Below are 25918 nucleotides of genomic sequence, written 5' to 3'. Positions count from 1 at the left end.
GGATAGGAGTGTTAGTATTGAAGAATTTACCGGATAACGAAAGCGGCCGCATTTCGTTAGATTTCCCTTCGGCGGCATTATCCGCATCAGGTAATATGGGTATCATCTCAGCCTGTTGTCCGTTCTTCCAAGAACGGCATCAAGCACCCCTTTGTATTCAAGACGCAAAGTAATACAAAATACAGGAATAAACCAAACGGGAAAGCACTCCTTAGTCATTGATGGAATTGATCATCGCCCCATTTCGCTGGATTTTCAGCAATATATTTAGCTATACGTTTGAAGGATTCTTCATTTCGGACAATATGATCGTGGAAGCGTGTTTGCCACGCGAATTCAAAGCCAAGACGATGTGCATGTTTGGTTACCGCAGATTTGTATCCACCTATAATGGATGATACGGTATTTTTGCCGGGATTACGAAATCGTTGTTGCCCGTATTCAAAATTACAATTACCGGATATATTATTTTCATTACGTAGAGGCAAGGCATGCCTTGCCTCTACTACGGCAACAACCCCGTTGTTATCATTGGGGGGTAATATTAATATGCCGTGAATATGGTTGGGCATTACGACAAATTGGTCTAATTGGATATTGGGGGCGTGGTTTTTTATTTCGTACCAGAGAATGTTGGCGATAATGCCGATTGGAGATAATTTCATTTAGCCTTCCGTGATAGTGCCAAAATATTTTTCCCGGTGATGGGTACATATTGTAATGAAATAGGCTCCGGCGTTTGCGTAATTCCACCATTGTGCACGTGATGATGCAATTCGGTATTTGTTCTGATATTTTTCCATAGTTCCGGTTGGGTTTGGTTTTGAATATGTGAACGGCAAAAATATAAATTAAAAATTCAGTTCTTTATTTTCATTTATTGTTTTTACTGTCGTATGATTATTCTAATATAATTTTTATATTTGAACGAAATAATCAATAACCATTAAAACAGCAGGATATGGGTATTTGGGATAAATTAAAAGGTGAATTAATTGATATTGTCGAGTTTTTAGACAATACGCAGGATACGATCGTTTACCGTTTTGAACGACATAACAACGAAATTAAGAATAATGCGAAATTAGTTGTTCGGGAAAGCCAGATGGCAGTCTTCGTCAATGAAGGACAGATTGCAGATACGTTCACTCCGGGAACCTATACGTTAAACACGCAGAATCTACCGATCCTCAGCACACTGAAGGGGTGGAAATATGGATTCAACAGCCCGTTTAAGGCTGAAGTTTATTTTGTAAACACAAAGAATTTCATTGACCAGAAATGGGGCACGAAGAATGCGATTATATTAAATGACAGTCGCTTCGGAATGGTAGAAATACGTGCTTTCGGAATGTATTCATTTAAGATAACTGATGCTCCGGTGTTTATCCGTGAGATTGTAGGGACAAACCAGTCTTTTACAACAGCCAATATACAGGAACAGCTTAAGAGTATTATAGTTACCCGTTTTTCAGATGCGGTAGGGGAAACAAATTTGCCTATCGAAAATTACGCATCGAACCTGAACGAGTTGTCTGAGGCAATCTTCGGATACATGCAAGACGATTTTACGGCTTACGGGATGGACGTTACCAAGTTCCTGATCGAGAATATTTCAATGCCTGACGAAATCAAGAAAGAGATATTCGAGCTTAGCCGTTTGGAGAGAATTGACCTGGATAAATTAATGAAGCTGAAAGCTGCCAAGGCGATGGAAGCGTCGGCCGAGAATCCTTCGGGCACAGCCGGAATGGGCATGGGTTTGGGTGCCGGAATGGCAATGGCCAGTCAGATGACGCAGGCGATGACAAACCAGATGCAAGCAACCAATCAGAACACACAAGCTACCCCTCCTCCTATTCCAGGTGTAGGTAATTATTATGTTGCTATTGACGGGAAACAACAAGGGCCGCACGACAAGGCTAAATTAGCGGAGTTAGTCGTTAGTCAACAGCTCACACGTGAAACACTTGTATGGAAACAAGGTTTGGCAGGATGGGAGCAAGCAGGAGACCAGGCCGACCTTCAGGATTTGTTTGCAGCAACCCCTCCTCCTCTACCAAAACAGGATTAAACGATGTCTGAAACTTCCGAAAATATACAATCGGGCAGCGACACATACCAATGTATGAATTGTGGGGCTGCCCTAAAATATAAACCGGGCACGGATTTTTTACATTGCGATTATTGTGGGGCTGACACCCCCATTAATGCAAAAACAGTAGATATTGTTCAGGAACTTGATTTTGAACAATACGCAGACAATTTTGAGCAGCTGAACACAAAAACAACAAAAATTATCAGTTGTCGGAAATGTGGTGCGGAATCTACGTTCAGTGAAAGTGTAAAATCCACAACCTGTCCTTATTGCACAACTCCGTTAATTGAATCGGACGCTCACGAGGAACGTTTGATACAGCCGTCTTATCTCTTACCGTTTAAAATAGCAGGTAAGGATACGTCTAAACATTTGGACACGTGGTTAAAACGGCTTTGGTTTGCACCGAACAAACTAAAGAGACAAGCATTACAGACCAATCAGTTACAAGGTGTATATATTCCTTGCTGGACTTATGATGCCCAAACGGAAACAGATTATTCGGGACAAAAAGGAGTTCATTATACCACTACTGTAGGTAGCGGAAAGAACAGACGCACGGTCACTCGTACAAACTGGTATTATTGTGATGGACATGTCTCCATTTTCTTTGACGACGTTATGGTGCCTGCTTCGGGGATGATATCGCGCGATATCATGAATAAGATCAGCAACTGGGACACGATGAATATGGTTGAAGCGGATAATCGTTTTCTCAGCGGATTCATTACCGAAAAATACGTTATGAATATGAATAACGGTTACGAACTGGCCAAACAAAAAATAAATGCTGAAATTGAATATGCCATACGTAGAGATATCGGAGGTGATGATCAGCGAATAACAGCCAAAAACACCCAGATAAGTGACATTAAGTTCAAACTGATCCTCCTGCCTGTTTATATGTCATCTTATGTATATAAAAACAAACTATACCATTTTTTCCTGAACGCAAGAACAGGACGTGTCACAGGAGACAGACCATACAGCCCGGCAAAGATCGCATTAGCAATCATCGCCGGAGTTGCTGCGTTGATTCTGTTTATTATGTTGCTAAATAGTCAGTAAAAGAAAGGACTACTCCTACCCAGTTTTTTATGCAACAGCCTTGTGTTTTTGTTCTCTAACGGACTTCCACAAGGCGACAGACAGCAGTAGATTAACAACAAGGACAAAAAGCAACAAGACTATTTGAGAAAAATCCAAGACATCGCTGCTCAAAGTTTCCGCTAAATGAAGCGTATTTAAGCATGCAAGTAAAACACTCCACACAAATGATGCCCAAAGAAACCCTTTGTTAAACACATTCAGACTTAATACGGCAAGAATAAATGGCATAGTTGATACCAATATGGTAAAGATTTGGGCTCCCATCGGAGTGACTCCATTCGCGTCTAAGATAAGCATTTCTTTCCCATAATAGATTTCCGAAAGATGCAATAAGTTATGCAGGATATAACAGATTCCGATTAACTGCCAATAGAAAATAATTTTAACTCTCGACTCCATGATATTTTTGTTTTATTGTTGTTAATATACTGGTTAGACCAGCCAATCCCTTGATAAGTAATAGGATTGACTGATCTCTCTAAATCCGACAAAGATTGATCTCAATCATGTAATTCGGTAAATCCCATAGGCTGACCTCCCTCAACAACATTGAAAGCGGGAGAAGCCGTTTCTCCGTCTTCATTGATGACATAAAGACCATTATATCCAATTTCTTTATTCACAACACGAACAAATAATTGATCTTTTGTAGGATAAAACGTACCGGCAGAATGTCCGAAGATTGTAGTAGGAACACTTTCCAACTTGGTACTATTTTTACTATTAAGATCGACGGAATAGATATCATAGCCAGTCACTTTACTAAAATCTCCCATATTAGTAAGATCCGTATTGGAAGCTTCTACATATAATTTTTCTTTATAAAAGCCGATTGACCACATAACCCCTGTGGTAAGTTTTGAGTTTAAATCAGAAGGTTTTATGTTCCAGTTTCTATCAAAATCAGTTTCTCCCTTTTTAATTCTGAAGATGCGCGAAGGATTAAGACTATATGCTCCGTCAACCAAATCCCAACCTGTGGACAAAAAATAAAGATTACCATCTCCACCCAATGTCCATGCCGGATATTCAGATGGACTATGCCCCTGATTATACACTTCCAGGAAATCAAGAACAATCGTTTTTTCTATGTTTCCTGTAGCAACATCAATTACGGCCATCGTGTAGTGCTGTAGATTATCGTTATGTCCGGATGATCCTTCGGGAGAATAGGTTATGTTAGCAAAGAGTTTGCCTTCTTTAACAGCCAAAGTCTGATTTCCGGTATAGATATTAGTGCTTATTTCTTTATTCACAACACTTGACAAATCAATTTCTCCCGTTCTCTGCATGGTTGTAGGGTTAAATTTTTGTATTCTGGTTTTACCTCTTCCCGGATCAAAATAGAACCCGTTATTATCATCGGCAACAACTAATTGCGCAGAGGCATCACATTTAATAAAACCATCTTCTTTCAATGTACCATCTTCGCCTACACTAAAACGAAGAACGCCTGTTTCTCCCAACAGACTGGCTCTGTTAAATATCCAGTGTTTATAGGTTCTGAAACCACCGTAACTCCGGGCTTGTAGTGAGTATCCGGCTGTGTTCTTTACATCTCCCGAAGGCAATTTGTCATAAACAGCATAATAACCTGCACCATCGGCAATACCTTCCGCCGTCAGCAGTACATATTTATTACCCTGATCGGGATTATCAATAATATCCGGATCATCTTTTGAACAAGAAACCAACAAGCATATCGATGCTATAGCGACTGAGATTGTTTTTAAATTTATCATACTAAACTAATTTTTAGAACTATGTATTATAGTGATTATTAATATCTGCAAATGGAGTTTTTCTACAACTTAAAACTAACTTTCAGGTGAGCGCTTCTTCCGGCATTCTGTATCCTGAAATTATCATAAACAGCTGTATTAAAGATGTTTTTTATTTCACCACCGAACATCCATTGACTGTCTGTTGCCGGTGACCAAGAGAAACCGAATGAATGAAGATTTTGTGAAGGGATAATATCCTTTGTGTTCACTTTTGATTCGCCGAAAAGCCCCAGAAAGCCATCCGGCTCTGCATCTTTGGGGATGTACCGGAGAAAATATTTATGCACATAGGAATAGTGGTAAAAAAGCTCTACTCTGTCTTTCTGCATAAATACGTGATTAAAGGAAGCCCTTAATCCGGTATTTGCAAAAAAGAAAGGAATATTAGGCAGTCTGGCTCCCTCTAAGTATTTTACAGACGGGTCGTTCAGGTGACGTAGTCTGAAGTTCTGATATGTCGTATTTCCATTCCAGCGTAACCATGGGAAAAGAAAGGCCGTCGCATCCAATTCAAGTCCCAGACCGTTTACCTTTTCCACGTTTACGTTTTGAGAAAACAGCAGCCCCGTTAGTTCTTTCGAAATCAGATTTTCCGTTAACCGGTAAAATCCATTAAATTCAAAAGAGAAAGATTCGGGTTTATTTATTGCGTAACCTAAATTAATATTGGTACTGCGTTCTGGCTTCAAGTCAAAGTTGGGCAAAAGAAAAGAGGCATCACCAAAAATCTCCCGTTGTTCAGGTAATCGGGTAGCTACTTCACCAGACGCGCGAATAAATGATCGGGAATTCAATTCCCATTTCAAAGCTGTAGAAATACCCCATTGACTATTGGAATTGTCTAATATATCCTCATTCAACCGACCTGTACTTAAATTGACAGATCTTCCGGATGCCCAACTGGCATAATATTTAATTTGTGTGTTCTGATGCAATCTTTTATCAAAGAAATCAGACTGATACCCCAATGCGCCAATCAGTTTGGAATAGTCGGAAGGAAGGCTCAACAAATCGATTTCCCGTCCATCCGAATCCTGAATAGTGGTACCGTAAATATCGCTTCCTTTTTGGGAAGATGATTGCACAACTGCATTTAAGACAAACCGATGATGTTCATTAAGTCGGTACGCAAGATTAGTCCGACTGACAAAACTCCGCATTTTCATATCCGACAAAGTCGCGCTCGATTCTCCGATAGTGTTATCGTCAATAGCCGGATGATATTTTCCATACCAGTCGTAACGCCCCCTTAACGTATCAATCTGAGCCGTATTTACAATGCTATAGGAAGCAAACTGATCTACATTCAGTTTACTGTCCAAAAGCGACTTCGTATAATGAATGGTCGGTACAAAATAAGCATTCCTTTTGGACAACACCGCACCAAACGGCTTCTCCATTAAGGAGGCAAATTGATTATCACGCTGTATAGAAAACAGACTCATCGAAAAACGAATTTCATCCGCCCAAACCGTATTCGCTACACCAGCATATACTTCCGTAAAATAATGCTTATAGGCATTATGAAATAACGGCAGTTTGGTGGGCACAATATTCGCTGTTTCTTCGTCCACAACAGGAGCAATAACTTTATAATTATTATCCGAATAATTGAAGAAGGCATCACCTCCGACAAAAAAACGTTTATCCGGACTGGTAACCGACACATTCAACGTCGCTTGGTGCGTATTAAAAGACGCTATCTCATAAGAAAAGGCCACTTGTTTGTTTTCTCTTTTCTGGGATACTAAATTAATCGCACCTCCCAAAGCATCTGCACTCAGATCAGCCGGCAGCACACCTTTATAAACTTCAACCCGACTAAGTATATTGACGGGAATATTATTTAACCCGATTCCACCCTGAAGATAGTCTAAGGGGATGCCGTCCTTAAAAATCCTTACAGAATTTCCCTGAAAACCGTTCATCATGACATTTGTGAAAGAACCTAATCCTCCGGATTGTCTTACCCGGATTCCTGTTGTACGATTCAACATTTCAGTTATGGTTACAGGCCTTTGTTTGATCTCTTTTGTCTCTATCACTGTCGCTTTTATCGGAGCAACGCTTATATTATGGGCAACGGAGTTACCTGAAACAACAACCTCATCCAAAGAAACAGCCGAAGTTTCGAGAATAACATCACCCAACGGGATTTTTTTTCTTTTAGAAACAGTAATCTTCTTTTCTAATGTAGAGTAACCGAGACATTGAATCTGAATAGTATAACTTCCTTCCTCAAGGCTTAATTCGAAGGCACCTTGATTATCTGAATAAGAGAAAATATTTGTTCCTTCTACAGAGATACTGGCATATTCAATAGCAGCGCCTTCCTTATTCTTTAAGTTACCCGTGATGAGAGTCGAACCGTTTTGGGCATATGCGAATACCGGTATTCCAATCAACACGATGAATATCCCGAATGTTATTTTAAAAATATGAGTCATCTTCTTTTAAAGTTTATGGTTGAGTTAGTAGCATTTGAAGCAAAGTTATTGACGACTCAGGCGCGATTTCCTGGCTTTTCTTATACGGAGAAACAGATAAGAACCAAACACAAGAATCGTTGAACAAATAGCAATCACTTCTTTGATTATATACTCATTATTGCCTCCTCCTCTGAGCGGGTTTATTAACCAACCGGTATGGAGCAGGATGGAGTGCAAGAAAAGAAGACCGTACAACAAATAAGACCATTTTTGGATTTGTTTCCATTTGCGCGCTCCGAGTTTTTTATGAACGGAACCAAACGAGGTAATCCATAAGATCAGGAACAGCACAAACATCACAATACCCAACAAATACCCCGAATTAGTAATACTGAGTCCGGTTTCGTTTATTGCCCATTCGTTTTTCTCCATATAAGCAGCTTTATCCGAGAAGAATCTTATCGCATCCGTGAAATTAGCTGTTATCCTGACTAATGAATGTAACAGTACTGGAAAGCCGGAAATGATAGACATTTCTTTTCGTATGCTTAACAATTTTTTGACCCAAGCTTGCTTGGGAGATAATGCGCCGACATACATAATAATGACTAACAAGGGGAATCCGAATTCAACTAAATGGATATTGGATACTAATACTTTTCCAAGAACCGGTGTTGTGAATAAATTATATTCGGTAAAATGAAAGATCCAGTTTAGTGACTGAAACAAACTGAGAAAAGCGATTGTACCGAAAAACCAGTAATAAGACTTTGCATGTTTCTTTATTGATTTGGACAGCAAGACAAAAACGAGAGTCCATACAGCCAGACAACTCAAAAATTCGGCATAGTCAAAAACGAAATGCAACCCCTGGGAGATATAGTCGATGAGTTCTAATAATAATTTTATCATAATCCTTTACTTACTGAATTAGCTCGGCAAAGCTATTCGTAATAACAGAATCGGAATTACGCGTGAAGGATTACTAATTACGCTAAAAGGATTTCTTTACTACGATATCTTGCCTTTCCTCAATTCACTTGGTGAAAAGCCGAAATACCGTCTAAATGCAGTTGTAAAATGTGCCGGGTTCTTATATCCTACAATAAGTGCAACTTCACCTATACTCTTATCCTCATCCAAAATGATACTTTTTCCATGATTCATTCTTATCTCAAAAAGATAATTGAACACCGTTGTATTGAACTTCTCCCGGAATCCTTTCTTCAGTTTAAACTCGTTAAGCCCTGTTATTCGAGCTAATTCCCTTATCGAGTAGGGATTTTCTATATTATCGGAAATTATTTCACGGGCATAATAAAGTTTTTCTACATCCTCCTTGGACAGAAACGGTAAAGAATAATCACACGAATTGTCCTCTTGTTGTTTGATTATTAAAAGCAATAACTCGATAGTCTTCGATTCGATATATGCTTTTTTCAATATCCCTGTAAGTTCATTTTCGGAAAGTTCTTGTAATATTAACATCATTCTGGGGGTAATCGTCTCATTTCTGGCAAAAACACTATCCTTTTTGTTAATTATATTCTTTCCGAAATGCCCCATTATCTCTAAATCTCCGCAAAACAATCGGTTGATAAAGCTTATTGTTAAGTCAATATCCACAGCTTTGAATTGTTGTTTCTGGGGAACAAATGTTAAAGTTCCGTCAATTACAGGATAATAAAAGAAACTATATCGTCCATTTAAAGTTTCAAGTCCTCTTTCACGCCTATCATTTGCTTCATAACTTTTTGAACCGTTTAACTCGAAAAATATCTCTAAATGTTCTTCTTCTGCATGAACCTGATAGTCCACAACCTCCTTCTGATTCAGTTGGGAGAAACTCACAGAGATTCCATCTATTGAATTTCTTTTTATCTCCCCATTTGCATTTAATTTGTTTACCAGCATAATTTCTTCTTTTACATATCTCTGTGTAAAAGCTGATTTACTCAAATAGTCTGTATTTATATAGTTAGTATTACACATCTTTTGTGTTGAGTTAATTATACCAATAGCCATTTTCTTAAGATGTATAAAGACACACCTTTTGTATGACTGTGGAATTAAAACAACAAAATTATAGTGCTTAACAAGACGATACAATCCCGAGAAATAGGGATAAATAGGTTATTGGGTTACCTACTTTTACTGATATTTATAAAATCTATCGTATAGACTGGAGAAAAACAAATTAAGGGAATATGTATCCGAATGAGAATGTTACATTATTCTGGAACAGGCGAGACTCTCCTTCACGTTTAACTGCACGACGATCAAAGGTTCCACAAACAGCATTAATGGAGAAAAGCACTTGTTCGTACTTTACGACCAAGCCCATATTAACTCCTATATCCCATTTTTTCAGTTCGCCGATTTCATCTTTACCGAAAACAAGGTCTTTTCTTACCCCCTCAGCCGAATGCGTGCCAAACAAAGAATAATCAACTGTTGGTCCCATCATCACCGCCATTTTCACTCCTGAAATAGGGATATTATAAGCAATATTAAGTGGCATCTGTATGGAATAATAGTTGTACTTATTTTTAATCGTTGCTATTTCATTGTCAATACGTGAATAAAATGAACCTCCTTGATTAACGAAAGAGAGTTCCGGACGAAACGAAAAGCGACGATAAAAGGGAATATCTGCAAATCCTCCTATACTGAATCCGGCTTTAGTTCCGGCTTTATTCTCGTGTTCTATTTTTTGAATTAAGGCAGAATAAGACAAACCACCACGCACGCCGTAAGTGATTTGCGAAAAGGCCGGTATGACCAACAAAAGAAGAAATACCAGAGTAAATATCTTGCGTATTAAACTCATAGATTGCATTTTTATGTGAGACAAATATACGTTTTTCGTCCGGACATTTAAGCTTTTTCGTACCTTTATAAGCAATTTACATATTATTTCTATTTAATAATGGAACCATTCGTACATTTACATCTTCATACTCAATACTCTCTGTTAGACGGACAGACTTCTATCGATACGCTTTTAGATAAAGCGATAAAAGACAAAATGCCGGCTATTGCCGTAACCGATCATGGCAACATGTTTGGAATAAAAGAGTTTTACAACAAAGTAAAAAAGAAGAACAGCAAGACGCAGGGAACGATTAAGTCGTGTCAAAAGAAAATTACCGCTTTACGTGAACAAGAGAATCCGTCTGATGAAACATTAGCTGAGATTAAAAAATTAGAGGAAGAAATTAAAGAACATAAAGCGCAATTATTCAAACCGATTATTGGTTGCGAATGTTATTGTGCGAGAAACGGACGACATAACAAAAACACAAAAGAGGATCTTAGCGGATGGCATCTTATTGTGCTGGCAAAGAATCTAAAAGGGTATAAAAACCTGATCAAGATGGTTTCCATATCCTGGACAGAAGGTTTTTATGGTCGTCCACGCATCGACAAAGAGCTGTTAGAGAAGTACCATGAAGGACTAATAATCAGCTCTGCCTGTCTGGGAGGTGAGATTCCTCAACATATCATGAAGGACAGGTTAGATAAGGCTGAAGAATCTATATTGTGGTTCAAAAAACTTTTTGGCGAGGATTATTATTTAGAGATGCAGCGTCATGAAACGCATGCAGCCAATGCAGATCAAACGACATTTCCCAAACAACAAGAAGTGAATAAAGTTTTAATTGAACTCGGCAAGAAGCTCGATGTTAAACTGATCGCAACTAATGATGTTCACTTTGCCAATGAAGAGGATGCAGAAGCGCATGACCGTTTGATCTGTTTAAGCACAGGTAAGGATCTGGATGATCCGACACGTATGATGTATTCAAAACAGGAATGGATGAAGTCCACATCTGAAATGAACACCATATTTGCAGATATTCCTGAAGCTTTGCGTAATACGATAGAAATAGCGGATAAGGTTGAATTCTATTCTATAGACAATGATCCATTAATGCCCGACTTTCCCCTTCCTGAAGGATTTCACAACGAAGACGAATATTTGCGTCATCTCACCTACGAAGGGGCTAAACGAAAATATGGGGAGCCGTTATCTGAAGAGGTTATAGAGCGTTTGGATTTTGAGTTAGGAACAGTTAAGGGAATGGGATTTCCCGGCTATTTCTTAATTGTACAAGACTTTATTCGTGCGGCTAAAGAGATGGGGGTATCAGTCGGACCTGGGCGTGGTTCTGCTGCAGGTTCTGCTGTTGCATATTGTCTGGATATTACGGATATCGACCCGATAAAATACGACCTCCTGTTCGAACGTTTTCTGAACCCGGATCGTATTTCACTGCCTGATATCGACACGGACTTTGATGATGACGGGCGCGGTGAAGTGCTACGTTGGGTAACGGAAAAATATGGTAAGGAGAAAGTAGCTCATATCATTACGTATGGTACGATGGCGACTAAATCAGCGATTAAGGACGTGGCTCGTGTACAAAAATTACCACTATCCGAATCAAACCGTTTAGCCAAGTTAGTACCGGATAAGATTCCGGATATGAAGAAGTTTAAACTGAAAGATGCAATCCAGTATGTTCCCGAGCTGAAAGATGCAGCTACAGGGCATGATCCATTAGCACGTGACACCTTAAAATACGCTCAGATGCTGGAAGGTAATGTCAGAAACACAGGGGTGCATGCTTGTGGTGTTATCATTGGGAAATACGATATTTCGGATGTAGTACCGGTCAGTACGGCTAAGGATAAGGATACTGGTGAGGAAATGTTGGTTACTCAATACGAAGGCTCTGTTATTGAAGAAACAGGACTGATCAAGATGGATTTTCTTGGATTAAAAACGCTTTCTATTATAAAAGAAGCGGTTGAAAACATCCGTCTGACTCGTGGAGAGTCTATAAATATTGACAAGATAAGTCTTGAAGATACGAAAACATTTGAGCTATATTGTCTGGGTAAAACAACCGGAACATTCCAATTCGAGTCTGCCGGTATGCAAAAGTATTTGCGGGAGCTTCAGCCATCAAAATTCGAAGACCTGATTGCAATGAACGCCCTTTATCGTCCGGGACCTATGGATTATATTCCTTCTTTTGTTGCCCGTAAGCATGGAAAAGAAGAGATAAAATACGACATTCCAATCATGGAGCGGTATCTGAAAGACACATATGGCATTACGGTCTATCAGGAACAGGTCATGCTTCTTTCTCGTTTGTTAGCCAACTTTACCCGTGGTGAAAGTGATGCTTTACGTAAAGCGATGGGAAAAAAGTTGATCGACAAAATGAATGAATTGAAAGCCAAGTTCCTTTCCGGAGGTAAAGCCAATGGTCACGATGAAAAAACATTGGAAAAGATATGGTCTGACTGGGAAAAATTTGCATCCTATGCATTCAATAAAAGTCATGCTACTTGTTATTCCTGGGTTGCCTACCAAACAGCTTTCCTGAAGGCTAATTATCCGTCAGAATACATGGCTGCCGTTTTGAGTCGAAGTCTTTCGAACATCACGGACATCACCAAATTCATGGACGAATGTCGTGCGATGAGCATTCAGGTACTCGGTCCTGATGTAAATGAATCTATTCTGAAATTCAGCGTCAACAAAAATGGAGATATTCGATTTGGTTTAGGTGCGATCAAAGGAGTTGGGGAAGCCGCTGTGATGAACATAATAGACGAGCGCAAAAAGAATGGTGCCTACAAAAACATTTATGATTTTGTTGAACGCGTTAACCTGACGGCATGTAATAAGAAAAACATGGAAGGTCTTGCGCTTGGGGGAGCCTTTGACAATTTCGGTATTCGAAGGGAGCAATTCTTTGCGAACTCAAAAGATGAAACTTTTCTTGACATCTTAGTTCGTTACGGAAACAAATTCCAAATTGACAAAATGGCTACTGCCAACTCATTATTTGGCGATGACAATTCTGTCGAAATAGCGAAGCCCGATGTACCACAAGCAGAATCATGGAGCGACCTGGAACGCCTAAACAAGGAAAAAGAATTAGTAGGTATTTATTTGTCTGCTCATCCTTTGGATGAATATCGCATTATCCTGACCTACGTATGCAACACAGGAGCTTCTGAACTAAATGAAAAAGACAGTCTGAAAGGGCGTGAGATATTATTAGGAGGTATCGTTACCGGATTCCGTGAGGGGTTAACTAAAACCGGTAAGTCATATGGCATCCTGAAAATTGAAGACTTCACGGGAAGCGGTGAAATACCGCTATTTGGAAACGACTATATTGAGTATAGCAAATATGCTCGTATTGGCATGTATCTTTTGATCACCGGACGTGTTGAATCGCGGAAATTCAATGAATCCGTATTAGATTTCAGGATTGGAACGATACGTTTATTACAGGATGAAAAGGACAAATTAATCGAGAAAATCAGCATAACTCTGCCAATTCATGATCTAAATGAGGAGATTATTAATGAGCTTGCCGTATTAATAAAAAACAATCCCGGACAAAGTATGTTATACTTTAAAGTTGTAGATGGCGAGAACAATATTAACCTCAGTTTATTCTCTCAGAATGTTCGTTTATCTGTCACCCGAGAACTGATTGATTTTCTTGCAAACAATGATAATATTGATTTTAAAATTAACGATTAGCATTGTCCGGCGTAAAACAATTTTGTACTTTTGATTCAAATAAAAATAAACTAATTTAAAATTAAAGAGAAAAGGTATGGCACTAGAAATCACAGATGCAAATTTTGACCAGTTAGTAAGTGAAGGAAAGCCGGTAGTAATTGATTTTTGGGCAGAATGGTGTGGCCCTTGTCGTATGGTAGGTCCAATCATTGAAGAGTTGGCAAGCGAATATGAAGGCAAGGTAACGATTGGAAAAATGGACGTTGACAGCAATGACGATGTGGTTTCCAAATTCGGAATTAGAAATATCCCAACGATTCTTTTCATTAAGAACGGCGAAGTAGTAGATAAACAAGTCGGTGCAACAAACAAGGCAGCTTTAGCGAAAAAAATAGACGCTTTGTTATAAGTAACCGCTTACGATATTTTTTGAGCACGGAGCATTTCGCGCTTTCCTGGAGGGCCGGGTATTCTTTCAACAGAATATCCGGCCTCTTTTATCATACGCCTTACAGTTCCTTTAGCGCAATAAGTAGCTAGAAGCCCATTCCCGTTTGTTTTAGAATACAATTTATTGAAAATATCCTGATTCCACATCTCCGGTTGTTTATCCGGTGCAAAGGCATCAAAATAGACCAAATCAATACCGTCCGGAAGTTCACAACTATTGCTATCACCTTGTATTTTAAACAATGAAAAACGGTCGGTTATTTCTTCCAGCACACCCCACTTAGCATCGTGCAGACTCAGGAACAAATCAGTTTGAGACTCCGCATAATTTAACTGCTTAACAAGCTCTTCATCAAGGGGAAAACGCTCAATAGAGTAATAATCTATTTTAAGAGAAGAATTAGCAAACGTTTCTTGCAACGTAAGAAAAGCGTTTAGTCCGGTTCCAAAACCTATCTCAAGAATTCGAATACTATTCTTTTTAAGATGTCGGAGACCTGCTTCAATAAACACATGCAACGATTCCTGAACTGCACCATTTATCGAATGATAATGTTCGTTCATTTCAGGCAGAAAAAGCGTATGGCTTCCATCTGCTGTTATTTGCAACTCTCTTCGTATATTATCTCCCCTGTTCATCTCACCGTTTTGTATTAAGAAAAAAGATCGTTTCAAGCTTAACCTCGAAACGATCTTTCCAATATTTATAGAAATATACTATTTCTTACAAAAGGATATATCCATTAATTCACTTTCTGAGAGGCAGAGTAACTGATCTTTAAAGCATAAGCCTCACGAAGAGCTTGCTTCACATCTGTAATCACACCCATCTCCGTCTCCTTATCAGCTTTGATAGAAACAGTCATAAATGGAGCATCTTCCTCTTTCATACTAGATTTCTCCTGCGCAATATAATCTTTAATTTCTGATATCTCAGCGAATTGATCATTCAACTGAAGACGGGTAGCAGTACCCATCTGTTCACGAAATTCTGGCATAGGCTCACCTACATACAGGAATGTAATAAGTGATTTCTTTTCCAGTTTTTGAAGTTCTGTTGCTTGAGGAGCTCTAAATTGCACTTTCAAAGTTACTTCTCTCATGGTAGTTACCATCATAATGAAGAACAAGAAAGCAAATACCAAGTCAGGTAATGACGAAGTATTCAGTTCGGGCATTTCTCTACCACCTGCTTTATTAAATTTTCCCATTATTTAGCACCTCCATAATTTTTAGGTTCAGCTTCTGAAATCTTTTGAGGATAAACTTTTTGAACAGCTTTTTTCTGTTCGTCGTCTAAGTCCATAAAAAGCTTTCCAAACTTCTTTTGAGATAAATCATTTCTCAATTCATTATATGCCGCAGCCAATTCATTTTGAACGTCAATATATGATTGATACTGCGTTCCACGGTCATTCTGTAAAGAAATAACGTGGTTCTTTGTAACCATCATATTACCGAAGAATGGAACATCAATCTCAACCTTTTCCGGTTTATGTTCATCATTATACGGATTCAAAACGAAGTCTTTCACCTTATCTTTCAGTTGCTTAATATCAATAAACTCATTATTACAGAGAATTTGATTCTGACTATTAATAAGTACAACCAAAATATTTCTCTTCTTAATTTTCACATCATCATCGACTTGATCCTTTGGAACAGGTGGAGGGAGTAGCCTGGGCAACCCTTTGTCTGTATCCATCGAAGACGTCAACAAGAAGAATAAAAGCAACATGAATGCGATATCGGCCGAAGAAGTACCATTAATACCTGGTGTTTTTCTTTTCTTTGCCATTATCTTATCTCTTTTATTTATTAAATACTTTTTTCAAACTACCAGAAAAAATGGAAAGAACTACCAATGCGACCAATGTGTAAGTTGTGTACAACCACATATCTGTAAGTTTTAACCAGAAAGGAACATTATACGCCTGAGCTTCTGAGTTTAAAACATTTACAGGAGTATCGCTACCCATTGTGTATGTTATAAATAATAGTCCGAAAAACAATACGATAACAACCAAGCCCATCAGCCCACCTTTTGGATTTGCTTTAAAGCTTGTCGAAAACTGCCAGATACCAAATAACAAAGTAGAGACAGCGCAAACTCCAAACAGAATATACATCCAATTAAGGAACATTCCGAGATAGGTAGGAGCCCAATACTCACCTTTGTACGGCTCATCACTTCCACCGAAGAAGAACATACCTAATACCACCAAAGTGATAACGGTACAAGCCAACAAAGACCAGCTAGATATTTTTCTAATTTTAGTAACAGCCATAATAGTCTTTGTTATTTTTTTGTTTTTAAGTTGTATTTAAGAACTAAGTCTATTAATGTGATTGAAGCATCTTCCATCTTGTTCAGGATACCTTCCAGTTTACTCAACAAATAGTTATAGAATACTTGAAGAATCAAAGCAACAATAAGACCAAAGATAGTAGTAATCAAAGCCACTTTCATACCACCGGCAACAACCGTCGGGCTGATATCACCTACTTGTTCAATTTTATCAAATGCCATAACCATACCTACTACTGTTCCCAAGAATCCCAAAGAAGGAGCCATAGCGATGAAAAGAGTAATCCAAGAAAGATTTTTCTCCAACAAACCACCTTGAACACCACCATAAGAGACAATTGATTTTTCAACTACATCAATACCTTGATCAATTCTCATCAAACCTTGGTATGCAATTGAAGCAATAGGACCTCTTGTGTCACGAGCAATAGCTTTTGCTCCTTCAACATCTCCCTTGTCAAGAGCATCTTCAATCCCTTGTAATAGTTTATCGGAATTTGTATCAGACAGGTTCAGATAGATAATTCTTTCCAAACAGAAAGCCAAACCTAATACTAATGTGATAGCAACTAAACTCATAAAGTCCGCACTACCTTCAATAAACTTAACTTTAAGAGCTTGATGCATACCACCCTCAACAGCCGCTTCTTGCGCAAATGCTACAGTAGAAGTTCCTAAGGCGCATAAAGCCAAGAATGCTTTTGCAAATAAATTTCTCATTGTGTGTTTAATTTTAAGATTAATAATTTTTATTTTTTCAGTTTTTAATAATTATTCAATATTATCGCGGAGAAAGCGGGATTCGAACCCGCGATACGCTTTAGGCGTATACACGCTTTCCAGGCGTGCCTCTTCAACCACTCGAGCACCTCTCCAAAACGAGCGCAAAATACGAAAAAAAAACCACTTCCAAATTTTTCAGACCACAAATCTATGGTTTTTGCTCCATATATACACTATTCTGTTTAAATTAATTTGTAGTTAGCCCTCTTTACTACTCATTTTGTTTTATCCAGAATTACAGAAAACAATTGTTCTGTGTTTTTTTTAATTTTTATTTCTAATTCCTCCATCGGAAGATCATATATTTCAGCCACTTTTAATGCTGTTTCACGTATATATACCGGCAAATTCCGCTTCCCTCTATAAGGTACCGGAGGTAAATAAGGGGCATCCGTTTCCAAGACTATATCATCTATGGTTGTCGCATTTCGCAACACATCCGGTAAAGACGAGTTTTTGTAAGTCACCATTCCGTTTATACCCAATTTGAAACTCTTAAAAGAGCGTATTTCTTTTGCGTCTTCTTCCGAACCGGAGAAGCTATGAAAAACCCCTTTCAATTTTTCGTAACCAACCTTATGAATGCTCTCAAACACTTCAGGAAAAGCATTGCGAGTATGAATAGAAACCGGCAGTGAACAGTCTGCACTCCAACGTAATTGTTCTTCAAAAGCCTCAATCTGTTCTTTTACAAAGGTTTTATCCCAATATAGATCAATGCCGATTTCTCCTATTCCACAGTACTGGTTTTTAGATAAAAATGATTGGATCGAATTTAGTTCTGCCACATAATCTGAGCCAACACTGGTCGGATGCAACCCCATCATCGGATAGCAGAATTCGGGATATTTCTCAACAACTTGTCGAAGGCGATCTACGGACGAACAGTCGATATTGGGCAATAACAAAGCCTTAATCCCTGATTCACGGGAAGCTTCGATCAAAGAATCACGATCTTCATCAAACTCTTCCAGATATATATGGCAATGTGTATCTATCAGCATGGGTCAGACTTTTCTACTCATGAGTTTATCACTTATTTCTTTCAGAATCACAAGCCTTTCATTTGGTGCGCTTAGACCAAGAAGAGAGGTTTTTGCTTTTTCATAGTAGTAAGCAATCCGTTGCTCAGTAAGAGCTTTCACGCCCAACTCTTCATAAAGAGAAGTAAAATAAACTATTTTTTTCTTATGATCGCAATCTTTCATTTGCAACCAGTCTAAGATTTCAGTTTTCTGATCCTCATTAGCTAAGGAAAGAGCATTTATTAAAAGGAATGTTTTTTTATTACAAATGATATCTCCTCCGATATTTTTACCAAATGTTTCTACGTCTCCGTAAACATCTAACAGATCGTCCTGTAGTTGAAATGCAACGCCAAGATCTATACCATATTCATATAATGCATCAGCATCTTCTTGGGAAGCACCACCAATTAGTGCTCCGGTCTTTAATGCACAAGCAAGCAGAACTCCGGTTTTCATTTCGATCATCCGAATGTATTCTTCTTCAGTAACATCAAGACGTTCTTCAAACTCCATATCATATTGTTGTCCTCCGCAAATAGCTAAAGCCGTTTCGGTAAATAAAGACAATACATCCGGCAAATAAACAGGATCTGTCTCTCCTATCAATTTATAGGATGCTATCAACATGGCATCACCTGACAAGATAGCCGTGTTCGGATTCCAACGCTTATGCACAGTTGGTTTGTTTCTTCGTTTATCGGCTTCATCCATCAAATCATCATGAAGCAAGGTAAAGTTATGAAACACCTCTATCCCGAGAGCCGGTTTGATTACAGAGTCTATATTATCGGAATAAATATTACACCCCACAAACGCAAGTGCAGGTCTAATTCTTTTTCCTCCTAATGAAAGAATATATTCTATTGGTTTAAATAAAGACTCCGGAGTTCCCGTAAAAGCTATTGAAGCTAATTCTTCTTCTGTTTTCTTTAATATAAAATCTAAGGACTTCATTCTTTTCAAATAAAAAAGGAACAAACAAAAAAGGCTGCTTAAAGCAGCCTTTTATATCATTTTACTATTGTAATCTAAACGTCACCGGCACAGTATATTTCACACGTACAGGCTTACCTCTTTGTTTTCCCGGAGTCCATTTCGGCATGGTATTAATCACACGCAAAGCCTCTTTATCCAAAGATGGGTCAACACCTCTTACAACTTCTGCGTCAACAACAGAACCGTCACGATTCACCACGAATGAGCAGATTACTCTTCCTTGAATTCCGTTTTCCTGAGCAATAACCGGATATTTGATACCCTTTGCTAAGAACTGAAGTAATTCGGCATCACCACCTGGGAATTTTGGCATATCTTCCACTACTGTAAAGATTTGCTGCGAAGACTCTTCTTCCTCCTCAACTACTGCAGGAGCAACATATGTTTGCACCTGAGCCTGACTCGCATCATCTTCGGTTGTTAGAATATCTTGTTGTTCTAACTCAACGTCGTCTTCAACAACTTCCAAAACTTCAGATGCAACCGGAGCAGGGGGGGGGGGAGGAGGAGGGGGAGGGGTTTCTTCCGGTCTGGTAATTTCGACCATTTCTTCTGCAATCACGTCGGTAATTCCTTCGACCTTCACGACATCAATATCGCTGGTCCCCCATTCAAAACCGACAAACATTGCAGCTAGGCCTACAATTATACCCATGAGAAGTCCGATTCCTTTACTTCCTTCCAGGCTTGCTTTTTTCGATTTTTTTATTTCCATACAGTATAATGTTTTATGTGTTTTCCAATATGACAAAAATACAACTTATTTCATTCCAACCTTAATAAATGGATAAAATATTGCACAATTTTGTTTTTTTAAGGAGCTTCCCCTCTTTTTAATGCTTTATCTACAACAACTTTTTAGCATTTTCCCCGTTTACTGGATAGGGCATAAATTATACCTTATATTATAATATGTATATTTGCATAGCTTTTCAGAAATTATGAAACATATTTTATTTGTATTAATACTTACTTCACTTTCGCTCCCTATTTCAGCTCAGCAGGGGGAAGAAGTCTTCAGCTTTTTACATTATCCAACGTCATCCAGAGCGAATGCTTTAGGAGGAAATACGGTTTCTCTTATTGAAAGAGACCCCTCCTTGATCTTTCATAATCCGGGTCTTTTAGGCAGCGAAATGGATGGGATGCTGAATCTTAATTATATGAACTATATTTCAGATATTAATATAGGTAGTGTTGCCTACACAAAAGCAAAGGGAGATAAAGGGGCGTGGGGAATCGGAGCCAGTTTCATCAGTTACGGGAATTTTAAGCAAAAATCAACGGAGAATACAGATGAAGGAACTTTTTCTGCAAAAGATATCAATATCACAGGTTTATATGCTCATGATTTATCCGACAAATGGCGTGGAGGTATTGCAATTAAGTTTCTTTATTCGACTTTTGAACGTTACTCTGCATTTGCGTTATGTGCGGATGCGGGACTTAGTTATTATGATTTTGACAAAGGATTTTCGTTTGGCTTTGCTTTAAAAAACATGGGGGCACAACTTAAGAGTTACAACGAAGAGCGAGAAAGTCTTCCCTGGGATATTCAACTCGGTTTCTCAAAAAAGATGCAGAATGCTCCGCTTCGTCTATCTGTTACGGCCATGTATTTAAACAAGTGGGAGATTGACTATATTGATAAAGTAAACACGGACAATAAGGATTCTTTCTTTAAGACATTGACCCGACATTTTGTCTTTGGTGTTGATTATGTTCCTTCCGATAATTTCTGGTTAGGTATTGGATTTAATCCTAAGACAAATCAAGACATGTCTTTAGAAAGTGGAAACAAACTGGGAGGTTTCTCTTTTGGGGGAGGAGTCAAGATCAATAAGTTTGACGTATCTGCATCAGTTGCCCGTTATCATCCATCAGCAACTTCGCTCATGGTGAGTGTTTCGACTACGCTTGATGACTTTAAATAGTACAAAAGTCATTGGCAAAAAGCTAAGAGCCTGTTTAAATTTTTATTCGTGGCTTATTTCGTTTTATTTTTTGTTTAGTTGTATATCCGCATGAATGAGCATAGCGGGCTATGTGATTGAATGCGGAGATGCAGATAAGCAAAAAAGAAGACGAAAGAAGACCGAAACAAGCCCTCAAGAAATATCCTATAAAAATTTAAACAGGCTCTTAATTTTGAATCATTAGAATGAATAAAAAAATATAAAGGATATAATTAGAAAAATAAAGGATATTTTTGGAAATATATCCTTTATATTTTTGCGTTGTTTTTTACATTGATTTTCAAACGATAAAAAAAGACGTTTTTGACGGGTTAAATAAGCCTCAAAATTCCTCTTTTTTACGAATAATTCAGATATAATGAAAAAAATTGTAATTGCTATCGATGGTTTCTCGTCTTGTGGGAAAAGTACAATGGCTAAAGATCTGGCCAAAGAAATTGGTTATACATATATAGATACTGGAGCAATGTATCGGGCGGTAACTTTATATAGTCTCGAAAATGGAATAATCGCCGACAATAAAATTGATGGGGAACGACTAAAGTCGGAAATTGATAAAATAAAAATTGGCTTTAAGAATAATCCGAATACCGGCAAGCCGGAAACTTATCTGAACGAAATAAATGTTGAGACTGAAATAAGGAAGATGGAAGTCGCTAATTGGGTAAGTCCAATTGCCACAATCGGATTCGTACGACATGCATTAGTAGCTCTTCAGCAAAAAATGGGAAAAGAAAAAGGGATCGTTATGGATGGACGAGACATTGGAACTGTTGTATTCCCAAATGCCGAACTGAAAATTTTTGTAACAGCCAGTCCGGAAATAAGAGCTCAACGAAGGGTGGACGAACTTAAATCGAAAGGAGAAAAGGTTTCTTTTGAAGAAGTGTTAGAAAATGTCAAAACGAGAGATCATATAGATTCTACACGCAAGGAAAGTCCGTTGAAACAAGCTCCCGATGCTATCGTGCTGGATAATTCGGAGATGACAATAGCTGAACAAAAGGCCTGGCTACTTGTTCAATATAAAAAAGCAGTCGGTGAGTAAAATAGATTTTTTCATTTTATCTTTTTCCGGACTGAACTAAGAAAAGGAAATTATGATAGAAGTAGAGATAGACAGCGGTTCCGGTTTTTGTTTTGGTGTAGTTAATGCGATAAAAAGTGCAGAGAAGGAACTGGAGAAAACAAAAGATAATTTATATTGTTTAGGGGACATTGTCCACAACAACCAAGAGGTTGAAAGATTAAAAGCCGATGGTTTGCATTCTATTATACATGAGGATCTAAGCAAACTTCAGGGTAAGAAGGTTTTACTGCGTGCTCACGGTGAGCCTCCATCAACATACCAGATAGCGAAGGAAAATAATATTACGATTATTGACGCCACCTGTCCGGTTGTTTTACGGTTACAACAACGAATCCACAAATGCTATATAGAAACCCGAACGCAGAATGCTCAAATAGTCATTTATGGGAAAAAGGGGCATGCCGAAGTAAACGGGTTAGTGGGGCAGACGGAAGGAAGCGCTATTGTTGTTGAAAAGATTGAGGACATTTCAACCTTAGATTTCAACCGGGATATTTATTTATTCTCCCAAACGACGAAACCGTTGGACGGTTTTCATGGAATCATCGAACGAATCCGTTCTACTATTTCAGACGAAGCAAAATTCACTTTTTACGATACAATATGCAGACAGGTAACCAATCGTATGCCGAACATTAAGCAGTTTGCCTCTGATCACGATTGGATATACTTTGTTGCCGGAAAAAAAAGTTCAAACGGAAAAGTATTATTTGAAGAATGCAAAAGGGCAAATCCAAACACCTTGTTTGTCTCGGATGCTGATGAAATTAAAGACCCGCTGCCTCCGGGAATAAAACGTGTAGGCGTTTGTGGAGCTACGTCCACTCCTAAATGGCAAATGGAAGCTGTAGCCGACAGGGTTCGTAAGTTAAACATGTTACAATGAGATAAAACTCTGCATAAGATTCGCGGAATGAGTAAGCAGATTCAGTAAATAATGCTATTTTTGTCACTAATATTAACTAATCATAAAGAATAACAGAATGTCTACGGTTAAATGTGTTGGTATTTTGACATCGGGTGGAGATGCACCCGGAATGAATGCCGCCATTCGTGCGGTCACTCGCTCAGCCATTTACAATGGCATACAGGTAAAAGGAATTTACAGGGGATATAAAGGCCTTATTACAGGAGAGATCCAAGAGTTCAAGACTCAAAATGTAAGTAACATCATACAACGCGGGGGAACAATATTAAAGACAGCCCGCTGCATGGAATTTAAGACACCGGAAGGGCGAAAACAGGCTTATGATAAGCTTCTGGAAGAGAACGTTGATGCTTTAATTGTTATTGGTGGGGACGGAACGCTGACTGGTGCTCGTATTTTTGCTAAGGAATTTAATTATCCGATAGTTGGTTTACCGGGCACTATCGACAATGATTTATACGGTACTGATATTACAATCGGATATGATACCGCATTAAATACGATCATGGAGTGTGTGGATAAGATAAGAGATACGGCTACGTCGCACGATCGTCTTTTCTTTATCGAAGTAATGGGGCGCGATGCGGGTTTTCTTGCGTTAAACGGTGCTATTGCTTCAGGAGCAGAAGCTGCAATCATTCCGGAAACATCCTTAGAGAAGGATCAGTTGGCTGAAATGATCGAAAATGGATTTCGCAAGTCAAAAAACAGTAGTATTGTGCTGGTTGCCGAAAGTGAAATTACAGGAGGTGCTATCGGCATTGCCGAACGGACAAAGAAGGAATATCCTCAATTTGATGTTCGAGTAACGATCCTTGGCCATTTACAACGTGGAGGTTCGCCAAGTGCACAAGATCGTATATTGGCAACAAGAATGGGAGTGGCAGCTATTGATGCTCTATTGGATGATCAAAGAAATGTTATGATCGGTATCCAGAATGATCAGATTATCTATGTTCCATTTGCCAAAGCAATAAAAAATGACAAACCGATTAACAGGGAATTATTAAATACCCTTCGGGTTTCGTCTATCTAAAAATACGCCTTTAACAAAGGGAAAAAAGCTTGATTGGTATGTATCAGTCAAGCTTTTTTACATTATATACATGTGTATAGATACAATCTTTGACAGATTCATATTTGCTTGATAAATCGAAAGATCCAATACTCATTAGCTTCATATCAAACCAGGAATCCCCCCCTCTGTAAGGAGGTTGTTTGTATAAGTCTGGATGCATTGTAAAGCCTAATGCTTCATAAAACCGCACTCTCCTCGCAGTCAGATCATCTATAACTTTTTCAACCTCCAAGACAACAGGTTTATCAATCAATTCAAGAAATTGCATCATGGCTATTGAGCCTATACCACCGCTACGCTGACTCTCATCTATCGCAAAATGTTCAACATATACAAATTCAGGAAATTCCCAGCAAGTAATAAAGCCTGAATATTGTTCATTTCTTAATATGACAAACAGCTTAAACAATGGTTCATTTTCTAACAGTTCACAAAAAAGCAGAAAGTCTCTCCTTTCAACTTGAGGAAAAGAAGAAATATACGTATTCTGCACTTTTGCTAAATAATATTTCTGTGAGTCAAGACTCATTGATATAGCCACACTATCACATAAATTCATCGACAAACCGCTATTAAAAGTTTCAATTTATAACAAAACAACATCAAAATCGCATTTAAATCATAGAATTATAATTACTTTTGCCTCAAGCAGAAGTGTGAAATACAATTTTAATATACAAATATAGATAATTATGGCACATCACCAGTTAGATGCACTTGACGAAAAAATCCTAAAGCTTATTATTGGAAATGCAAGAATGCCTTTTTTGGAAGTAGCCCGAGAGTGTAATGTTTCAGGAGCAGCGATACATCAACGTATCCAAAAGCTCACGAATATGGGCGTTATAAAGGGCTCTGAGTTTATAATAGACAATACTAAAGTCGGGTACGAAACATGCGCTTACATAGGACTGTACTTGAAATCACCTGGACAATTCCCTGCAGTAACGGAAGCATTAAAAAACATTCCTGAAGTAGTAGAGTGTCACTATACGACAGGTCAATACGACTTGTTTATTAAAATATACGCAAAAAATAATCAGCACCTTCTAAACGTAATTCACCACAAATTACAACCATTAGGATTAGCAAGAACTGAATCTCTAATTTCCTTCAAAGAAGCGTTTAAGCGACAAATACCTATTGACTTAGAAGAACATGAAGAATAATAATAATATTCATGTTTCCTCCCATAAACAAGCAGAGCCGATTCAGTTTAATACTGAACCGGCTCTCTTCTTAAAACGGCAACTACCTACTCTCCCACTTTTACGCAGTACCATCGGCGTGATTGGGCTTAACTT

The 25918-nt window shown here is 38.4% G+C and carries 26 protein-coding genes, 1 tRNA gene and 1 riboswitch; of the genes, 9 read left to right on the top strand and 18 right to left on the bottom strand.

Translation table 11 applies throughout. From position 1 onward, the window contains the following. Positions 1 to 45: 45 nt before the first annotated feature. Positions 46 to 161: riboswitch (TPP riboswitch) on the bottom strand. Between the two features lie 54 nt (positions 162 to 215). Both PHT93_RS00135 and PHT93_RS00130 read right to left on the bottom strand, forming a co-directional pair. Further along, a complete protein-coding gene (locus tag PHT93_RS00135; protein ID WP_300238107.1) occupies positions 216 to 665 on the bottom strand; it encodes a transposase in 450 nt (149 codons plus the stop codon). Next, positions 666 to 803, bottom strand: coding sequence for a hypothetical protein (locus PHT93_RS00130; protein WP_300238106.1), 138 nt, complete (start codon positions 801 to 803; stop codon positions 666 to 668). It lies immediately after the preceding gene. Positions 804 to 961: 158 nt separating this feature from the next. On the opposite strand from PHT93_RS00130, the gene PHT93_RS00125 reads away from it, so the two are divergent. Then, positions 962 to 2074 carry an SPFH domain-containing protein gene (locus PHT93_RS00125; RefSeq protein ID WP_300238105.1) on the top strand — a complete coding sequence of 371 codons (1113 nt, stop codon included), beginning with the start codon at positions 962 to 964 and terminating at the stop codon, positions 2072 to 2074. Between the two features lie 3 nt (positions 2075 to 2077). Continuing rightward, positions 2078 to 3166 (top strand): hypothetical protein, encoded by a 1089-nt coding sequence (locus PHT93_RS00120; protein ID WP_300238104.1) that lies wholly within the window; start codon positions 2078 to 2080, stop codon positions 3164 to 3166. Positions 3167 to 3193: 27 nt separating this feature from the next. Here PHT93_RS00120 and PHT93_RS00115 read toward each other — a convergent pair whose 3' ends face one another. The 6 genes from PHT93_RS00115 to PHT93_RS00090 all read right to left on the bottom strand — a co-directional run bounded on the left by PHT93_RS00115 (position 3194) and on the right by PHT93_RS00090 (position 10251). Next, positions 3194 to 3607: a hypothetical protein gene (locus PHT93_RS00115; RefSeq protein WP_300238103.1), complete on the bottom strand. Its 414-nt coding sequence runs from the start codon at positions 3605 to 3607 to the stop codon at positions 3194 to 3196. A 101-nt stretch (positions 3608 to 3708) separates the two neighbouring features. Continuing rightward, entirely contained in the window at positions 3709 to 4950 is a 1242-nt protein-coding gene (locus PHT93_RS00110; RefSeq protein ID WP_300238102.1) for a hypothetical protein, read from the bottom strand. Between the two features lie 62 nt (positions 4951 to 5012). Continuing rightward, on the bottom strand, positions 5013 to 7439 hold the full coding sequence (locus PHT93_RS00105; RefSeq protein ID WP_300238101.1) for a TonB-dependent receptor: 2427 nt from the start codon (positions 7437 to 7439) through the stop codon (positions 5013 to 5015). Positions 7440 to 7484: 45 nt separating this feature from the next. Beyond that, positions 7485 to 8333, bottom strand: coding sequence for a ferric reductase-like transmembrane domain-containing protein (locus PHT93_RS00100; protein ID WP_300238100.1), 849 nt, complete (start codon positions 8331 to 8333; stop codon positions 7485 to 7487). Between the two features lie 99 nt (positions 8334 to 8432). After that, the gene (locus PHT93_RS00095) at positions 8433 to 9446 is read right to left on the bottom strand and encodes an AraC family transcriptional regulator (protein ID WP_300238099.1); all 1014 of its coding nucleotides are present in this window, start codon (positions 9444 to 9446) and stop codon (positions 8433 to 8435) included. Positions 9447 to 9618: 172 nt separating this feature from the next. Next, on the bottom strand, positions 9619 to 10251 hold the full coding sequence (locus PHT93_RS00090) for a porin family protein (RefSeq protein ID WP_300238098.1): 633 nt from the start codon (positions 10249 to 10251) through the stop codon (positions 9619 to 9621). A 99-nt stretch (positions 10252 to 10350) separates the two neighbouring features. Here PHT93_RS00090 and dnaE point away from each other — a divergent pair, with 99 nt between their 5' ends. Both dnaE and trxA read left to right on the top strand, forming a co-directional pair. After that, the gene (dnaE, locus tag PHT93_RS00085; RefSeq protein ID WP_300238097.1) at positions 10351 to 13995 is read left to right on the top strand and encodes a DNA polymerase III subunit alpha; all 3645 of its coding nucleotides are present in this window, start codon (positions 10351 to 10353) and stop codon (positions 13993 to 13995) included. A gap of 76 nt (positions 13996 to 14071) precedes the next feature. Then, positions 14072 to 14386, top strand: a complete 315-nt coding sequence (gene trxA, locus PHT93_RS00080) for a thioredoxin (RefSeq protein ID WP_300238096.1) — start codon at positions 14072 to 14074, stop codon at positions 14384 to 14386. A gap of 8 nt (positions 14387 to 14394) precedes the next feature. Here trxA and mnmD read toward each other — a convergent pair whose 3' ends face one another. The 9 genes from mnmD to PHT93_RS00035 form a co-directional block, all read right to left on the bottom strand. Then, positions 14395 to 15066, bottom strand: coding sequence for a tRNA (5-methylaminomethyl-2-thiouridine)(34)-methyltransferase MnmD (mnmD, locus tag PHT93_RS00075; protein ID WP_300238095.1), 672 nt, complete (start codon positions 15064 to 15066; stop codon positions 14395 to 14397). Between the two features lie 104 nt (positions 15067 to 15170). After that, entirely contained in the window at positions 15171 to 15638 is a 468-nt protein-coding gene (locus PHT93_RS00070) for a biopolymer transporter ExbD (RefSeq protein WP_300238094.1), read from the bottom strand. Then, positions 15638 to 16225: a biopolymer transporter ExbD gene (locus PHT93_RS00065; RefSeq protein WP_300238093.1), complete on the bottom strand. Its 588-nt coding sequence runs from the start codon at positions 16223 to 16225 to the stop codon at positions 15638 to 15640. Before PHT93_RS00065 ends, PHT93_RS00070 begins: the two co-directional genes overlap by 1 nt. 13 nt (positions 16226 to 16238) lie before the next feature. Continuing rightward, positions 16239 to 16715 carry a hypothetical protein gene (locus tag PHT93_RS00060; protein WP_300238092.1) on the bottom strand — a complete coding sequence of 159 codons (477 nt, stop codon included), beginning with the start codon at positions 16713 to 16715 and terminating at the stop codon, positions 16239 to 16241. Positions 16716 to 16726: 11 nt separating this feature from the next. Next, positions 16727 to 17455 (bottom strand): MotA/TolQ/ExbB proton channel family protein, encoded by a 729-nt coding sequence (locus PHT93_RS00055; protein ID WP_300238091.1) that lies wholly within the window; start codon positions 17453 to 17455, stop codon positions 16727 to 16729. A 67-nt stretch (positions 17456 to 17522) separates the two neighbouring features. Next, positions 17523 to 17610 (bottom strand) — tRNA-Ser (locus PHT93_RS00050). 123 nt (positions 17611 to 17733) lie between these two features. Next, positions 17734 to 18522: a TatD family hydrolase gene (locus tag PHT93_RS00045; protein ID WP_300238090.1), complete on the bottom strand. Its 789-nt coding sequence runs from the start codon at positions 18520 to 18522 to the stop codon at positions 17734 to 17736. 3 nt (positions 18523 to 18525) lie between these two features. Continuing rightward, positions 18526 to 19500: a polyprenyl synthetase family protein gene (locus PHT93_RS00040; RefSeq protein ID WP_300238089.1), complete on the bottom strand. Its 975-nt coding sequence runs from the start codon at positions 19498 to 19500 to the stop codon at positions 18526 to 18528. A 64-nt stretch (positions 19501 to 19564) separates the two neighbouring features. Further along, positions 19565 to 20257 (bottom strand): energy transducer TonB, encoded by a 693-nt coding sequence (locus PHT93_RS00035; protein ID WP_300238088.1) that lies wholly within the window; start codon positions 20255 to 20257, stop codon positions 19565 to 19567. 226 nt (positions 20258 to 20483) lie between these two features. Between PHT93_RS00035 and porQ the strand changes: the two genes are divergently transcribed. The 4 genes from porQ (at position 20484) to pfkA (ending at position 24572) form a co-directional block, all read left to right on the top strand. Further along, entirely contained in the window at positions 20484 to 21476 is a 993-nt protein-coding gene (porQ, locus tag PHT93_RS00030) for a type IX secretion system protein PorQ (protein WP_300238087.1), read from the top strand. 400 nt (positions 21477 to 21876) lie between these two features. After that, positions 21877 to 22566, top strand: coding sequence for a (d)CMP kinase (gene cmk, locus PHT93_RS00025; protein ID WP_300238086.1), 690 nt, complete (start codon positions 21877 to 21879; stop codon positions 22564 to 22566). Positions 22567 to 22618: 52 nt separating this feature from the next. Further along, entirely contained in the window at positions 22619 to 23494 is an 876-nt protein-coding gene (locus PHT93_RS00020; protein ID WP_300238085.1) for a 4-hydroxy-3-methylbut-2-enyl diphosphate reductase, read from the top strand. A gap of 97 nt (positions 23495 to 23591) precedes the next feature. Further along, on the top strand, positions 23592 to 24572 hold the full coding sequence (pfkA, locus tag PHT93_RS00015; protein WP_300238084.1) for a 6-phosphofructokinase: 981 nt from the start codon (positions 23592 to 23594) through the stop codon (positions 24570 to 24572). A 43-nt stretch (positions 24573 to 24615) separates the two neighbouring features. Here pfkA and PHT93_RS00010 read toward each other — a convergent pair whose 3' ends face one another. After that, positions 24616 to 25173: a GNAT family N-acetyltransferase gene (locus PHT93_RS00010; protein WP_300238083.1), complete on the bottom strand. Its 558-nt coding sequence runs from the start codon at positions 25171 to 25173 to the stop codon at positions 24616 to 24618. 133 nt (positions 25174 to 25306) lie between these two features. On the opposite strand from PHT93_RS00010, the gene PHT93_RS00005 reads away from it, so the two are divergent. After that, the gene (locus PHT93_RS00005; protein ID WP_300238082.1) at positions 25307 to 25783 is read left to right on the top strand and encodes an Lrp/AsnC ligand binding domain-containing protein; all 477 of its coding nucleotides are present in this window, start codon (positions 25307 to 25309) and stop codon (positions 25781 to 25783) included. Positions 25784 to 25918: the final 135 nt, after the last annotated feature.

Source organism: Massilibacteroides sp. (assembly GCF_028705895.1).
Taxonomy (GTDB): Bacteria; Bacteroidota; Bacteroidia; order Bacteroidales; family Tannerellaceae; genus Massilibacteroides.
The sequence above is the reverse complement of the archived record's forward strand: the minus strand, read 5'-3'. Positions and strand labels throughout refer to the sequence as shown.